This window comes from Streptococcus atopicus, assembly GCF_049166725.1.
In the GTDB taxonomy this organism is placed as follows: Bacteria; Bacillota; Bacilli; order Lactobacillales; family Streptococcaceae; genus Streptococcus; species Streptococcus hominis.
Genome location: NZ_JBMHFC010000003.1, coordinates 167,153 through 181,545, shown reverse-complemented (window position 1 = coordinate 181,545; position 14,393 = coordinate 167,153). Strand labels below are relative to the sequence as shown.

Here is a 14,393-nt window from a genome sequence, read left to right as displayed (position 1 = left end):
TCTGTTGATTTAGAGAAATCGTTCTTCAGCAAGCCTTCCAGCTTCTCTAATTTTTATAAATTGGAGGAACCTGTTATGACACATACACGCAAAATGGCTGTTGTTGCCATTCTTTCAGCAATTTCATTTTTGCTGATGTTCTTTGATTTCCCGATTTTACCGGGGGCTAGCTTTTTAAAGCTGGATTTCAGTATTTTACCAATCCTACTGGGATTAGTGGTGCTGGATTTAGGTGGTGCTTTGAGTATTTTATTGGTTCGTTCAGCGCTCAAACTGCTGCTGAACAATCAAGGCGTCAATACTTATATTGGCTTGCCGATGAATATCATTGCGGTTGCTGTTTTCGTAATTGCTTTTGCCTTGATTTGGAAAAAAGAGCAGACAACCGTTCGTTTTCTAATCGCTTCTGTGGTGGGGACGCTCGGATTGACCTTGGCAATGCTGATTCTCAACTATGCCTATGCTATTCCACTCTATGCAACATTTGCTAATTTTGATATTTCAAAGATTCTGGGCGTGGCAAACTATCTATTTGCAATGGTCATTCCATTTAATCTATTAGAAGGTGTGGTTTTTGCGGTTGCCTTCTGGCTCATTCATTTGCTTTTAAAACCGATTTTAATCAAATATGAAAAATAAACAAACTTTTTTAACCAAGGGCTCTTTTGCCCTTTTACTTTTTGTGATTTTAGGATATGTTATCAAGTTTCATTCTAATTATTTAAAAGGCTTTGATCGGCCAATTCAGACAATTTTACGTGGGGATTTACCAGATTCTTTGACATTTTTCTTTTCTAATGTGACAAGTCTAATCAACATACCCGTTATTATAACTTGGGTTGTAGTTTTAGTTGGTCTTTTCCTTTATAAAAAATGGTGGAGTGAGGCAATTCTTTTGGCTGGAAATCTTGCTTTGACGGGAATTTTAGTGGCTCTTTTGAAAAATGTCTATCAACGTCCTCGTCCTACGCTCCAACATTTAGTAGAAGAAGGTGGATTTTCTTTTCCGAGTGGACATGCCTTGGCTTCGACGTTAGTTGTTGGGGCGTTAGTGATTATTGTGAGCCAGCGCGTGAAAAATCGTCATCTCAGACATTTGCTGCAAGTGTTACTCATGGTATTCATTCTTACAATCATGACATCTCGTGTTTATCTAGGAGTTCATTATCCAACAGATGTTTTAGGAAGCCTTTTATTAGGAGTGGGGATTTTATATATTGAATTTCCATACTATGATAAGGTGCGCTTCCAATGGCGTTTTGCAGGAAAGCAAAAATAGATTATTAGCAGACAGTTTAGAGGAGGCAGGGTGGTAAAAGTTTTAGATAAACGTCTGATTCTTCAAATTTTGTCAATAGTTGAGCAGATTCCTGTAGGAAAAGTGGCTACCTATGGACAAATTGCGCATTTGATAGGGCGAGAAAGAAATGCTCGTTTAGTGGGGCGCGTGCTGTCTCAAGCAGAACTTTATGGAAAATTTCCTTGCCACCGTGTGGTTAATGCAGCAGGACGCTTAGCACCAGCATGGGAAGATCAGCGACATCTTCTTTGGGCTGAAGGAGTGACTTTTAAAACGAATGGCTGTGTGGATTTGAAAAAGCACCAATGGAAGCCAATTGACATGAATAAAGTGTAAATGGAACTCCGAGCGCGAGTTCTGTTTTATTTTGTGGTACAATGGAAGTTATGAAACCATATAATTCGTTAAATGCTTATTATCGAAAACTATTTGGAGAGAAGACTTTTAAAGTTCCGATTGATGCGGGATTTGATTGTCCCAATCGAGATGGAACGGTTGCTCATGGTGGCTGTACTTTTTGTACGGTGTCAGGTTCTGGTGATGCCATTGTAGCTCCTGAAGCACCGATTCGTGAACAATTTTACAAGGAAATTGATTTCATGCACCGCAAATGGCCTGAAGTCAAGAAATATCTAGTTTATTTTCAAAATTTTACCAATACCCATGATAAGGTGGAGGTCATTCGTGAGCGATATGAGCAAGCTATCAATGAGCCAGGGGTTGTCGGTATCAATATCGGAACTAGGCCAGACTGTCTACCTGATGAAACGATTGACTATTTAGCAGAATTGTCTGAACGCATGCATGTGACGGTAGAGCTGGGCTTGCAGACGACTTATGAAGCCACTTCGCAATTGATTAACCGCGCACATTCCTATGAATTATATGTTGAAACGGTTCAACGCCTGCGGAAATTTCCAAAAATCGAGATAGTTTCCCACTTAATCAATGGCTTACCTGGTGAAACTCACGAGATGATGATAGAAAATGTTCGCCGCTGTGTGACTGACAATGACATTCAAGGGATTAAATTACATCTTTTGCATTTAATGACCAACACACGGATGCAACGAGATTATCATGAAGGACGCTTGCAGCTGCTTAGCCAAGATGAGTATGTTTCTATTGTTTGTGACCAATTAGAAATAATCCCTGAGCATATCGTCATTCATCGGATTACAGGCGATGCACCACGGGACATGCTAATTGGGCCCATGTGGAGCCTCAATAAATGGGAAGTGCTCAATGCGATTGAGCAAGAAATGAACCGTCGCGGCAGCGTTCAAGGGTGTAAAGCAAAGGAGCAACGATTTATATGTTAAGACCATTACAAATGGCACATGCTTTTTTAGAGGAAGTAGTGACTGATGAAGACATCGTCGTTGATGCCACTATGGGCAATGGGCACGACACGCTTTTCTTGGCACGATTGGCTAAAAAAGTCTATGCTTTTGATATTCAAGAGCAAGCCATTGAGCAAACCACCAAGCGCTTGGCAGAAGCTAAATTGGACAATGTTGAATTGTTTTTGACAGGCCACGAAAATGTGGATCAATATGTTGAAAGCATTAAAGCAGCTATTTTTAATCTAGGCTATCTTCCGTCGGCAGATAAAACAGTGATTACGCAGCCACATACAACTATACAGGCCTTGGAAAAATTATGTCAGCGTTTAGTAACTGGTGGTCGGATTGCAATCATGGTTTATTATGGGCATGCAGGTGGCGATGTGGAGCGAGATGCAGTTTTAGACTTTGTCAGTCAATTGCCGCAGCAGGAATTTACTGTCGCCCTTTATAAAACAATCAACCAAATCAATCAGCCCCCCTTTTTAGTGATGATTGAGAAATTAAAAATGACTTAAGTGGAGAGAAAAATGGATAAGCAATATCTACATGAAAAATTGAACTGCTTACGCAGTCAATATCTAGATTCAACCAATGGAGAAATCTTAGCAAAGCAAGTAAATGATGTGCAGATGAGCAAAAAAATGCTTCGGATTAAGAAAAAATTAGTCAATCTTGAAATGGAGCGCTGTCAAAAAATGATTGAACATCGCGATTTATCGAAAATTGAGCAAAAAATCTCCGAGCAGAAGATGCTTTTTGAAAAATGCTGTAAACAAAAATAAAGGAGGAAAATGTGGATTTACTCCTTTATATTATTATCTTTTTATCTGTTCTGATTGTTTCAAATGCCACCAACAAGCTATTTCCAAGCTTGCCGGCGCCACTCATACAAATTCTATTAGGGATTGGCTTGGGATTTTTCATTCCAGTTGGAACGTTTCATTTAGAGACGGAGCTGTTTCTAGCTTTAATCATTGGGCCGCTACTGTTTCGAGAAGCAGAAGAAAGCGATATTACCAGTATTCTTAAGCACTGGGAGATTGTTGTTTATCTGATTTTTCCAGTTATTTTTCTATCAACTCTGAGTCTTGGCTTTTTGTCACATTGGCTATGGGTGTCCCTTCCTCTTGCAGCTTGTATCGCGGTTGGAGCCGCCTTGGGTCCGACTGATTTAGTGGCTTTTGCGTCCTTATCTGAGCGCTTTACCTTTCCAAAACGTGTAGAAAATATTTTGAAAGGGGAGGGCTTGCTAAATGATGCGAGTGGTTTAGTTGCCTTTCAATTTGCCCTGACGGCTTGGACAACAGGGAAATTTTCAGCTCAGGAAGCCAGCACCTCACTTATCCTTTCAATCATTGGCGGTTTTATTGTGGGTGGTCTAACTGCTTTTTTAAATCGTCAGTTGCAAAAGCTGCTGTATACGGTGCGAGCCTCAGACACAGCAGGAGAGTTGTTGTTAGAATTAAGTTTACCGTTGCTGACATTCTTCTTAGCCGAAGAACTCCATGTATCAGGGATTATTGCAGTTGTCGTGGCAGGAATTTTTAAGGCTAGTCGTTTTAAAAGGATTACTTTATTAGAGGCTCAAGTTGATACCGTGACAGATACGATTTGGCAAACTGTCACATTTATGCTGAATGGAGCGGTCTTTGTCATTTTAGGAATTGAGTTGGAAACGATAGCTGAACCCATTTTGAAAAGTCCGGTTTATGATAATCTCTGGCTCCTTCTGACGATTCTTTTGCTGACGATTGTGCTACTTGTCATTCGTTTTGTCATGATTTATGGCTTTTATTTCGGGAGAAGCCTACGTTTGAAAAAGAAAATGTCGAAATATTGGAGAGACATTGCTCTGTTAACTTTTTCAGGCGTAAAAGGAACCGTATCCATTGCAACCATTCTCTTGATTCCAACAGCTTTAGAGCAGGAATATCCTCTTTTGCTTTTCTTGGTGGCTGGAGTTACATTGCTTAGTTTTTTGACAGGACTGGTAGTGTTGCCTCGTTTATCAGAAAATAAGGAAGAATCATCAGACTACCTCATGCATATTGCTATTTTAAATGACGTTGTCCAAGAATTAGAAGAAGATTTGAAGCATACCAAAGTCAAAGCTCCGCTTTATGCGGCTATTGATAATTATCATGGACGAATCGAGCATCTTATTCTGGAGCAGGAAGGCAAATCTGTTCAAAAAGATTTGACAGATTTACAATTGCTGATGCTGAGTATTGAAAGTGACGGTTTGGAACAAGCCTACGAAGAAAGAAAAATGAGTAACCGTGCCTATTCCATTTACCAACGTTATTTATGGAATATGGAGCAAAGAATCAACCGCAATCTTGCTTCGCGCTTAACTTATTTTTTTGATTAGCTTTTTCAGAATGACTCGCTTATTGCTACATGAGATTGTTACGTTTGGCTCTACTTTCCGTAATTGGCTCAATCAAGATAGAGCAAAGCCTAGTAAGGCTGAAAGAGAAGAGATTGCCGAACTGTATCTAGCCAATACAGAAGTGATTATCGGCAGTTTAGAAAATCTGAAGGGCGTTTATAATACTGCGCTTATCAATTTCTTGCAAGATTCGCGTATTCGTGAGGCAGCAATTATTGAAAGCGGTGCTTTTATTGAGCGAGTTATCACACGTATCAAACCGAATAATATCAAGGAAATGCTGCGAGGTTATTATTTGGAGCGGAATATTATTTTTGAATACGAACACGAAAAGCTGATTTCAGCTAGTTATGCAAAATATCTTCGTCAAAATGTTAATAATTTAGAAAACTATTCTCTCAAAGAAACCGCCAATACATTACCATACGACATGATGAACTATGTCAGACAGAAATAAAACGGGAGTGGATTGAGCACTTAGTTGCGAATTCACTCTTTTTTAAACAAAAAAATAAGCCTTGACGGGCTTATTTAGTTGGGATGGATATTTCAATGAGGTTTGTTGAATAGAGTGTCTTAATTCGAGAAGCATCAATCGATTTTGTATCAATTTTTCGTTTCAGAAAAAATTCTCGAATTTTTTCAACTTCTTGTTCGCGAATGGCGCGGTGTTTATTTGAAATCAGAATTTCATAATGAAAAGGTGCTTGCGTAAAGACAACGTCTGTATTTCCAGCGGAAAAAGTCTCAACTAGTGTAGCATCTGTACTTTCTAATTGACTTTGTACAAGGCGTGCATGGCTGTTTGTCGTGTTAATAAGCTTCATCTGACTTCCTCCTATATTCTATTCCTATTATAGCACTTTTTCATAAAAAATGTGAACAATTTCTCATACTTTATGATTCTTTTTCCACATTTCAATTCCCCATTTATGACTGCCACGTTTTAATTTGGAAATAGCTTCTTCGATTGGAAACCAGGCGAGCTGATTAAAATCTTCTAAAGGTGCATGCGATTGCTTATATTGGCTTACTTCATAAATGTAAGCAGGGTTATAAAAATAGGTATCGCGGTGGCGAGAATAAAAATATTCATCTGCTTGTCCGTAATATTGACCGATTTGAGCGGTAAAACCAAGCTCTTCAATCAGTTCACGTTTTAAGGCAGTCAAGTAATCTTCGTCTTGCTCAATCTCGCCTCCGGGCAAGAACCACGCGCCGTTGGGAGCTTGCACTAAAATTATCTTTTCTTGCTTTTCATCTGGAATAACTGCATAAACGCCATAGCGATTCACATATTGCACGCCTTCTTGCTTTTCTCCAAAAGTTGCGACTGTCATATCATTTCCACTCTTTCTTATATGCTACTAATATCATAATGCAGAAATCAAGCGCTGTCAAGGCTTTCAAGCATTTTAAGGTTCAAATTTGAAAATATCTGCTGTGTATAAATTGAGCACTTTTTCAAAGAGAAGACGGAAAAGAATGGCAACGACTGTTGGGATGACAAGCCAAGCTAGAATTGCCAGTCCCATGGAAAGTCCGCCTGTAACAGAAGCGAAGAGTCCTGTCAGACCAACGAGTCCAAAACCTGCTGATGCAGGAGTCCCAGTAATAGTGAATAGTGGAACCAACAGCCCAGTTACAGCAGAAGTTGCAACGATAGGAACATAAGAGATTGGATGTTCAAAGACATTGGTCATCATCATTTTCATTGAACCAAGGGCGACAGCAGCAGTTACACCAGGTTTATTGACAAAGAATGAATGAACAACAAGTACGATACAAGTTGTTCCGACTCCCATAGCAGAAGCACCAGCAGCTAGTCCATTTAGTCCAATGGCAAGACCGATTGCAACAGTTGAGATTGGAGCCACGATTAAGATAGCAAAAGTAACACAGATGAGAACACTCATTAGGTAAGGCTGAAGATCCGTAAAGTAGATGATTCCTTGCCCGATTAAGCTAGAAATCATTTTGACATAAGGAAGTGTGAATAGCCCCACAGTCGCAAGAAGCGATCCAACGATTGGAAGAAGAACAAAATTAAAGGATTCAAATTTTCCTTCTAGCCAGAGCAATACGAGGACGCTGAGGGCACAAATTAGCATGACATTGATAATGTCCCCTGTACCAGTCGTGTAGAATCCAGTAACCATTTTGTTTGCAGTTGCGGTAATTTCAGCAGGGGCTTTTTGCTTTTGGAGATATCCTAATAACTCCGTAGCACCCACTAATTTACTAGAAGCACCAGAACTAACAAAAGCAATGGCTGCTAGAAGCGCAGCTTTCATTCCTTTGAAATTAAATTCCAAGGCAACCAGCGTTCCAATTACGGCAGATAAAGTGGCTTGGAAAAGAACGTTAGCCACATTCCAAGTTGCAAAGAAAGCATTATTTTTGAAAAAGTCTAAAGAGAAAATAATGGCAAAGATACAGTTAGGCAACAAGGCTACGATAACACCGATTGCGGTTCCGTTTAGAACTTTATGCAAAAATGATTTAGGGGTAAGTGATGCGGTTGTGTTTTCTTTTGTCATAAAAAACTCCTTTATTTTTGAAAAATAAAAATCCGCCCTATCCCAAATGAGAATAAGGCGGAGTCGTGTAAAAATGGAGATGATTATCCCATTTTAAAACGGTAGCTACGCCTTGATAAAATACTATAAATAATGACAATAATAGCTATCATCAACATAACGTAACTCCTTTTTTATTTTTCTTGTTGTCTATTATAACATCTTATTCCAAAAAAACAATAGAAAAATTGAAATTTTCTGATTATTTTGAAAAAACAGAATATCTATTATAAAAAATATGGGAAAACAGAAGAAAAATCTTCAAACAAATTTTACTTTTATATAAAAGTTGACATCAGGCGACAAGTTTCTTCTGTTATACTCATGATAGAAAAATGAAAGGAGCAAACAAATGAAATATGAATGGAGAAAATTAGATAAAAAACTTTATCAAGTTCCAAAAACTCCTGTGGTCATTGAACATCCTGTGCAGTCATTTATCATGTTAAATGGTCAAGGAAATCCAAATAAAGCTGACTTTTCAGAAAGGGTTTCTGCTCTTTATTCCCTCGCTTATGCGATTAAAATGGAGTATAAAAAAACTGCTCATCATCAGGAATTTACTGATTTTACCGTTTACCCTTTGGAAGGGATTTGGCAGCAAACAGAAGCAGAGACTTTGGTAAAAGACGACTTGGTTTATACGATTATGATTGCTCAGCCAGAGTTTATTACAAATGAAATAGTTGAAACAGCTCTCGAAAAAGTAAAAGTGAAAAAGCCAAATCCGTTTTATAATGAGATTCGCTTTGAACGAATAAGCGAAGGAAGCAGCGTTGCCATGCTTCATGTAGGACCATTTGACGATGAACCACAAACCTTCGCGAAAATGGATGCTTTCTGTCAAGAAAATGGGTTAAAACGCTGCACAGCATATCATCGTGAAATTTATTTGAACAATAAAAATCGCACTGCTCCAGAGAAACTAACGACAATTTTGAGATATAGTGTTCAGTAACTAAAAAGTCACTCCCTAGACTTCTAAGGAGTGACTTTCATGTTTAATTAGCATTGTTATCTGCTGGTGTTTGGATTTCTTTGCCGGCTTCGTTTTCAGCTGATTTGATGACAATCTTGCCGTTGCTTGTCATGACAGCCTTGAGTTCTTTTTCACTTGGGTGTTCAAGGTAGTAATCAGTAATGGCGTCTTCGATGTGATCTTGGATTGTCCGACGGAGTGGACGAGCTCCCATTTTCGGATCGTAACCCAAATTAACTAATTTTTCTTTGACTTTGTCTGTCACGTCGAGGTGAATGTCATTTGTTGCAAGCCGTTCATTGACATCTTCAAGCATCAAGTCTACGATTTTTAGGAGATTTTTCTTATCAAGGGACTTGAATTCGATAATACCGTCAAAGCGGTTCATAAATTCTGGACTGAAGAAGTTGCCTAATTCACCGAGAACAGAGTTAGTCCGTCCTTCACGCGCTGCTCCAAAGCCAACATTTGCTTCGACTTTGCCAGTACCGGCGTTTGAAGTCATAATGATAATCGTATCTTTAAAGCTAACTGTGCGCCCTTGCCCGTCTGTCAGACGTCCGTCGTCAAGAACTTGCAGGAACATATGCATGACATCTGGGTGCGCTTTTTCTACTTCGTCAAGTAAAATGAGAGAGTAAGGATTGCGGCGTACGCGCTCTGTCAATTGTCCGGCTTCTTCGTAGCCAACATAGCCTGGAGGTGCTCCAACGAGTTTGGCTACGCTGTGTTTTTCCATATATTCACTCATATCAAAGCGAATCATGCTGTCAGCTGAACCAAAGAGCTCAATCGCTAATTGTTTAGAAAGTTCTGTTTTACCGACACCGGTTGGTCCGACAAAGAGGAAGGAACCAATTGGTCGATTAGGAGAGCCAAGCCCGACACGATTACGGCGAATGGCTTTGGCAATTTTATCAACGGCATCATCTTGACCGATGACATGAGCTTTCAAATCATCAGCTAGACTAATCAGTTGCGATTGTTCCTTTTCTTTTAGATCACCAACTGGGATATTTGTTTTTTGCTCAATGATATGCTCAATGGTTTTTTCACTGATAATAGGTGTATCTTGGTCTGCCATTTTATTTTGCTGCATTTCTTTGTATTTGGCAATTTGGTCACGGAAATAGGCAGCTTTTTCAAAATCTTCATCACGAGTAGCTTGTGCCTTGAGATTTTCAGCTTCTACCAAGCGTTGATCAATAACTTTGGGATCAACAAAATTAAGTGTCAGATTCATTTTAGAACCTGCTTCGTCTAGCAAGTCAATAGCCTTATCTGGCAAGAAACGATCTTGGATATAACGATTGGATAAGACAGCTGCCGCTTCAATGGCATCATCTGTATATTTAACGTGATGATAGTCTTCGTATTTTTTTTGAATGCCCTTTAAAATAGTAATGGTTTCTTCAACCGTTGGTTCATCCACTTTTACTGGCTGCATCCGGCGTTCCAGTGCTGCATCTTTTTCGATAATGCGATACTCATTGAGAGTTGTGGCACCAACTAATTGAAGCTCACCGCGAGCAAGAGCAGGTTTTAAGATGTTACCGGCATCCATATTCCCATCTCCAGCTGCACCAGCTCCAACGATTTCATGGATTTCATCAATGAATAAAATCACATCCTGACGAGAACGGATTTCCTCCATGAGTTTTTGCATTCGTTCTTCAAATTGACCGCGGATACCAGTTCCTTGCACTAGGCTGACTACATCTAAACGGATGACTTCTTTTCCTTGAAGTTTATGTGGAACATCACCGTCCACAATCTTCTGGGCCAAGCCTTCTACAACAGCTGTTTTACCGACACCGGGTTCTCCTATGAGGACTGGATTGTTCTTTGTTCGACGGTTGAGAATTTCAATGACGCGGACGATTTCCTCATCACGACCGATGACAGGGTCAATTTCACCGCGCCGAGCAAATTCGGTTACATTGATACCAAATTCTTCTAGGAGGCCTTTAGGCTGTTGCGGAGTTTGCTGGCGTGCACCCCCACCTTGATTGGAACCGTAACCTCCATTGCCGTAACTACCTCCAGATTGAGTCGGAGGGGTTTGTGGTTCTTGATGATTTTGGAAATTTCCAAGATTATTAAAGAAATCATCAAACGGGTCTAAGTTGTTTTGATTATTCATATTGGTCATGCCACGAAATAAGGCATTATTTGGATCTGTTTTCATGATTTGATAACAATTTTGACAGAGGTCAACTTGGTGTTGTTTTCCATTCACATTCGTGTAAAGGTGAATGGTTGATTCATTTATTTTACAATTTTGACAAAGCATGTGCTACCTCTTTCTTTTAAAATTTGTTTGACTAATACCAATTGGTCAATAATAGTCAAACTTCTTAGTTTTATTATATCAGTATTCTAAAACATTGCAAGAATAAAGTGTTAAAAGACAGATTTTTGTACTGAAGCGTTTCATTTTGTGTTAAATTTATCAAAAACAGGGCTTTTACTGGTATTTCATCTTTCATTTGTGGTAAAATAGTAACGTATAAATGAATAGGAGAAGGAAAATGGAATCACATTTAGTAAGAATTATCAATCGTTTAGATGCTATGACAAAAGATGGCGGAAATTTGAAACGTAATTTTGAACGTGACGGGGTTGTTGTAGCAGAAGTAGCTTATAGCTATGATGAAGAAAATGGCTCAGTATTCACTCTTCGCGATGTTGCAGCGCGTGAAACCTATACTTTTGATAGCATTGATTTGATTGCTATGGAAATTTATGAATTGTTGTATTAATTTGCTAGTCTCTAATAAGATATCCTCTAAGCACCTGCTTAGGGGTATTTATTTTGCAATAATTTTTGCCTATCTACCTTAGAATTGTCAGAAATTCTTAGAAAAAAAGTGGTATACTAATGGTGATAGTAAGCATATTTCTTGACAAACAGAAAAGGAGATAGTATGGATTTATCTCGGATAACATTATTAACAGAATATGAAATTGTCGGAATCGATCTGGAGGAAGCGAGCGTCCGTCATTTAGCAGATTTAGGGATTAAGATAGGCAGTTTTATTCAAATCATTTCAAAAACAAATGATACAGCCATTCTCTTAGTTCGAGCTGCTAGGATTGCTTTGGACAAATCTATTTTGGAAAAGTTGGACGTTGTTCTGAAAGATAGCAATCGCTCAGCTCTTCCTTTATCTGAGTTAGCTGTTGGAGATGTGGCGTATATAGAAGCAATTCATGCAGAGGGTGCTTTAAAACGGAGGCTGATGGACATGGGATTGACGAAAAATACAAAAGTTCAGTTGCAGAAGGTTGCACCATTAGGTGATCCACTAGAAATTAAGTTGAGAGGCTACGATTTGACATTGAGAAAGTCAGAAGCGAGTCTGGTTAGTGTTGTGAAAGGTGAAAAGGAAGCAAAAGGATGAAAGAATTAGCGCTTGCGGGAAATCCGAATAGTGGAAAGACTAGTTTATTTAACATTCTAACCGGTAGTAGCCAGCATGTGGGAAATTGGCCTGGGGTAACGGTTGAAAAGAAAAGTGGGTTATTTCGCAAAAATAAAGAAATCATTATCCAAGACCTACCGGGAATTTACTCCTTGTCTCCTTATACATCAGAGGAAATGGTTAGTAGAAATTATCTGTTAAGTGGCAATGCGGATGCTATTTTGGATGTGGTTGACGCGACCAACTTGGAACGGAATCTGTACTTGAGCTTGCAATTGATTGAGACGGGGATTCCGGTTGTGCTGGCTTTAAATATGAGCGATGTCGTTGAAAAACAAGGAAAATGGATTGATACAGAAAAATTAAGCTACCAACTGGGTGTGCCGGTCGTAGCGACCAGTGCTTTGAAAAAGACAGGGATTGACCAAGTCATGCAGCAGGCCATGCGAGTGATGAACCAGGCAAAGGAGGAGGTTTATCCAGCTTACGACAATCATTTTGAAGCGGCTTTGTCAGAAATTATCCGCATTTTAGGGAATGCAGTACCTCAAAAACAAGCTCGTTTTTATGCCATTAAGCTTTTTGAACGCGATAAAGAATTATCTGAACAGCTGGCATTGTCTGATTTTCAAAAAACAGAGATTGAAGATGCGATTCGGATTACGGAAGAAATCTACACAGAAGACGCAGAGAGTATTGTTGTCAATGCGCGGTATGAGTTTATTGAGGTAGCCGTTAAAATGGCTCTGCAAGCCGATGTTACTAAATTAAGTTTGTCAGACAAGATTGACCGTATTGTGACCAATCGTTATTTAGCTTTACCAATCTTTGCGCTTGTTATGTGGTTGGTGTATTTCCTCTCTATTCAAACGATTGGAACGATGGGAACGGATTGGACAAACGATGTTCTCTTTGGAGAATGGATTCCAAATGGTGTTAAATCATTGCTAGAGCAATTAGCTGTAGATGACTGGCTTCAATCTTTAATCATTGATGGGATTATCGCAGGCTGCGGAGCTGTGCTAGGCTTTGTGCCTCAGATTTTTGTCTTGTTTATCTGCTTGGGCTTCTTGGAAGACATCGGCTATATGAGCCGGATTGCTTTTGTGATGGATCGAATCTTTCGTCGGTTTGGTTTATCTGGAAAATCCTTTATCCCCATGTTGATTTCGACGGGGTGTGGCGTTCCTGGTGTCATGGCGAGTAGAACCATTGAAAATGAGCGTGATCGTAGAATCACTATTATGACAACAACCTTTATGCCTTGTTCTGCCAAGTTGCCAATTATTTCCTTGATTGCGGGAGCTTTCTTTCCCGGCAATCCTTGGATTGCACCAAGTGCTTATTTTGTTGGAATGGGAGCCATTGTCTTATCAGGGATTGCTTTGAAAAAGACAGCGAGTCTCGGTGGAGCAGTAGCGCCCTTTATCATGGAGTTGCCGAGTTACCACCTGCCACAAGTCAAGACGGTTTTGCGCTATGCTGGTCAAAAGGCTTTGAGCTTCATTAAGCGTGCTGGAACAATTATCTTTGTGACCAATATTTTCATTTGGTTTGCTAGTTCCTATAACTTTGGCTTGCAGGCGGTTGAAACAGAAGATAGTATCCTAGCGGCATTAGGAAAAGGGCTGGCTTGGATCTTTAGCCCTCTTGGCTTTGGCAATTGGCGAGCAACGGTTGCGGCTATTACGGGCTTATTGGCTAAGGAAACGGTAATTTCTACTTTTGGAATCTTGTATAAAGTGACAGACGCGACAGAGACCACAAAAGAGTTGTGGACCAATCTTCAACAGCATTATACGGCACTTTCCGCCTACTCATTCCTTGTCTTTAATCTGCTCTGCGCTCCTTGTTTTGCAGCGATTGGTGCTATTCATCGGGAAATGGGCAATGCTAAATGGACGTGGATTGCTATTTCCTTCCAAACCCTACTGGCTTATAATGTCAGTCTTGTGATTTACCAATTCGGGCAAGTCTTGCTGTATGGAAAAGGAATTTCAGTTTTGACTATTTTTGCACTTATCGTTATGGTAGCTAGTCTGTACTTCATCTTTAGAAAATCGCGCAAAGAAAAAGTAGAGGTTATCACTTTAGATAGTCTGGCACATCAAACAGTATAGGAGAAATCATGTCCACGATTATTGTATTTGTTATTATTTTATTTTTAGCAGGTGCAGCGATGCACCATATCATTAAGGGAAAAGGAAGTTGTGGCAATTGCGACTGCCAATGTGAAATCAAAGAAAAAATGAGACATAAATAATATACCTGAGTGATTGGGTAAGTTAAATCAATATAGTTTCATCTCATTCGCCGAGCTGATGGATTAAACTAGAAGTCGTTCACCTCGTCCTCCGAGCTGACGAAAC

15 protein-coding genes and 1 pseudogene are annotated in these 14,393 nt (G+C 39.5%); 12 read left to right on the top strand and 4 right to left on the bottom strand.

Going from position 1 to position 14,393, the window contains the following annotated elements:
• Window positions 1-75: 75 nt before the first annotated feature.
• From ACOMA9_RS03440 to ACOMA9_RS03410, 7 genes and pseudogenes are all read left to right on the top strand, one after another.
• Window positions 76-639 carry an ECF transporter S component gene (locus tag ACOMA9_RS03440; protein WP_059221000.1) on the top strand — a complete coding sequence of 188 codons (564 nt, stop codon included), beginning with the start codon at window positions 76-78 and terminating at the stop codon, window positions 637-639.
• The gene (locus tag ACOMA9_RS03435; RefSeq protein ID WP_421424653.1) at window positions 629-1,279 is read left to right on the top strand and encodes a phosphatase PAP2 family protein; all 651 of its coding nucleotides are present in this window, start codon (window positions 629-631) and stop codon (window positions 1,277-1,279) included. Before ACOMA9_RS03440 ends, ACOMA9_RS03435 begins: the two co-directional genes overlap by 11 nt.
• A 30-nt stretch (window positions 1,280-1,309) precedes the next feature.
• Window positions 1,310-1,636: an MGMT family protein gene (locus ACOMA9_RS03430; RefSeq protein ID WP_059220997.1), complete on the top strand. Its 327-nt coding sequence runs from the start codon at window positions 1,310-1,312 to the stop codon at window positions 1,634-1,636.
• Between the two features lie 41 nt (window positions 1,637-1,677).
• Entirely contained in the window at window positions 1,678-2,622 is a 945-nt protein-coding gene (gene mnmL / locus ACOMA9_RS03425) for a tRNA modification radical SAM protein MnmL/YtqA (RefSeq protein ID WP_151380522.1), read from the top strand.
• Window positions 2,616-3,164 (top strand): tRNA 5-(aminomethyl)-2-thiouridylate-methyltransferase MnmM, encoded by a 549-nt coding sequence (mnmM, locus tag ACOMA9_RS03420; RefSeq protein WP_247906092.1) that lies wholly within the window; start codon window positions 2,616-2,618, stop codon window positions 3,162-3,164. Before mnmL ends, mnmM begins: the two co-directional genes overlap by 7 nt.
• Before the next feature lie 12 nt (window positions 3,165-3,176).
• The gene (locus ACOMA9_RS03415) at window positions 3,177-3,431 is read left to right on the top strand and encodes a hypothetical protein (protein ID WP_003041513.1); all 255 of its coding nucleotides are present in this window, start codon (window positions 3,177-3,179) and stop codon (window positions 3,429-3,431) included.
• Between the two features lie 11 nt (window positions 3,432-3,442).
• Window positions 3,443-5,498: pseudogene (locus ACOMA9_RS03410) on the top strand (cation:proton antiporter).
• A 70-nt stretch (window positions 5,499-5,568) separates the two neighbouring features.
• On the opposite strand, the gene ACOMA9_RS03405 reads toward ACOMA9_RS03410, so the two are convergent.
• The 3 genes from ACOMA9_RS03405 to ACOMA9_RS03395 form a co-directional block, all read right to left on the bottom strand.
• Window positions 5,569-5,868 carry a DUF1827 family protein gene (locus tag ACOMA9_RS03405; protein WP_003023675.1) on the bottom strand — a complete coding sequence of 100 codons (300 nt, stop codon included), beginning with the start codon at window positions 5,866-5,868 and terminating at the stop codon, window positions 5,569-5,571.
• A 63-nt stretch (window positions 5,869-5,931) separates the two neighbouring features.
• The gene (locus tag ACOMA9_RS03400) at window positions 5,932-6,381 is read right to left on the bottom strand and encodes an NUDIX hydrolase (RefSeq protein WP_059220993.1); all 450 of its coding nucleotides are present in this window, start codon (window positions 6,379-6,381) and stop codon (window positions 5,932-5,934) included.
• A 75-nt stretch (window positions 6,382-6,456) separates the two neighbouring features.
• A complete protein-coding gene (locus ACOMA9_RS03395; protein WP_151380520.1) occupies window positions 6,457-7,581 on the bottom strand; it encodes a PTS sugar transporter subunit IIC in 1,125 nt (374 codons plus the stop codon).
• 391 nt (window positions 7,582-7,972) lie between these two features.
• Between ACOMA9_RS03395 and ACOMA9_RS03390 the strand changes: the two genes are divergently transcribed.
• A complete protein-coding gene (locus ACOMA9_RS03390; RefSeq protein ID WP_330945389.1) occupies window positions 7,973-8,578 on the top strand; it encodes a GyrI-like domain-containing protein in 606 nt (201 codons plus the stop codon).
• A 43-nt stretch (window positions 8,579-8,621) separates the two neighbouring features.
• On the opposite strand, the gene ACOMA9_RS03385 is transcribed toward ACOMA9_RS03390, so the two are convergent.
• Window positions 8,622-10,892 (bottom strand): ATP-dependent Clp protease ATP-binding subunit, encoded by a 2,271-nt coding sequence (locus tag ACOMA9_RS03385; RefSeq protein WP_330945390.1) that lies wholly within the window; start codon window positions 10,890-10,892, stop codon window positions 8,622-8,624.
• A 238-nt stretch (window positions 10,893-11,130) separates the two neighbouring features.
• Here ACOMA9_RS03385 and ACOMA9_RS03380 point away from each other — a divergent pair, with 238 nt between their 5' ends.
• The 4 genes from ACOMA9_RS03380 to ACOMA9_RS03365 all read left to right on the top strand — a co-directional run bounded on the left by ACOMA9_RS03380 (window position 11,131) and on the right by ACOMA9_RS03365 (window position 14,287).
• Entirely contained in the window at window positions 11,131-11,361 is a 231-nt protein-coding gene (locus tag ACOMA9_RS03380; protein ID WP_003023686.1) for a DUF1797 family protein, read from the top strand.
• Between the two features lie 165 nt (window positions 11,362-11,526).
• Window positions 11,527-12,003 carry a FeoA family protein gene (locus ACOMA9_RS03375; RefSeq protein ID WP_003030197.1) on the top strand — a complete coding sequence of 159 codons (477 nt, stop codon included), beginning with the start codon at window positions 11,527-11,529 and terminating at the stop codon, window positions 12,001-12,003.
• Entirely contained in the window at window positions 12,000-14,144 is a 2,145-nt protein-coding gene (gene feoB, locus ACOMA9_RS03370; RefSeq protein WP_421424649.1) for a ferrous iron transport protein B, read from the top strand. Before ACOMA9_RS03375 ends, feoB begins: the two co-directional genes overlap by 4 nt.
• 8 nt (window positions 14,145-14,152) lie before the next feature.
• Window positions 14,153-14,287 carry a FeoB-associated Cys-rich membrane protein gene (locus tag ACOMA9_RS03365; protein WP_003030194.1) on the top strand — a complete coding sequence of 45 codons (135 nt, stop codon included), beginning with the start codon at window positions 14,153-14,155 and terminating at the stop codon, window positions 14,285-14,287.
• The last annotated feature ends 106 nt before the right edge of the window (window positions 14,288-14,393 follow it).

Coding starts and splice junctions, on each gene's coding strand:
- ACOMA9_RS03440 (WP_059221000.1), top strand. CDS start 76: ATGACACATACACGCAAAATGGCTGTTGTTGCCATTCTTTCAGCAATT.
- ACOMA9_RS03435 (WP_421424653.1), top strand. CDS start 629: ATGAAAAATAAACAAACTTTTTTAACCAAGGGCTCTTTTGCCCTTTTA.
- mnmL (WP_151380522.1), top strand. CDS start 1,678: ATGGAAGTTATGAAACCATATAATTCGTTAAATGCTTATTATCGAAAA.
- mnmM (WP_247906092.1), top strand. CDS start 2,616: ATGTTAAGACCATTACAAATGGCACATGCTTTTTTAGAGGAAGTAGTG.
- ACOMA9_RS03415 (WP_003041513.1), top strand. CDS start 3,177: ATGGATAAGCAATATCTACATGAAAAATTGAACTGCTTACGCAGTCAA.
- ACOMA9_RS03405 (WP_003023675.1), bottom strand. CDS start 5,868: ATGAAGCTTATTAACACGACAAACAGCCATGCACGCCTTGTACAAAGT.
- ACOMA9_RS03400 (WP_059220993.1), bottom strand. CDS start 6,381: ATGACAGTCGCAACTTTTGGAGAAAAGCAAGAAGGCGTGCAATATGTG.
- ACOMA9_RS03395 (WP_151380520.1), bottom strand. CDS start 7,581: ATGACAAAAGAAAACACAACCGCATCACTTACCCCTAAATCATTTTTG.
- ACOMA9_RS03390 (WP_330945389.1), top strand. CDS start 7,973: ATGAAATATGAATGGAGAAAATTAGATAAAAAACTTTATCAAGTTCCA.
- ACOMA9_RS03385 (WP_330945390.1), bottom strand. CDS start 10,892: ATGCTTTGTCAAAATTGTAAAATAAATGAATCAACCATTCACCTTTAC.
- ACOMA9_RS03380 (WP_003023686.1), top strand. CDS start 11,131: ATGGAATCACATTTAGTAAGAATTATCAATCGTTTAGATGCTATGACA.
- ACOMA9_RS03375 (WP_003030197.1), top strand. CDS start 11,527: ATGGATTTATCTCGGATAACATTATTAACAGAATATGAAATTGTCGGA.
- feoB (WP_421424649.1), top strand. CDS start 12,000: ATGAAAGAATTAGCGCTTGCGGGAAATCCGAATAGTGGAAAGACTAGT.
- ACOMA9_RS03365 (WP_003030194.1), top strand. CDS start 14,153: ATGTCCACGATTATTGTATTTGTTATTATTTTATTTTTAGCAGGTGCA.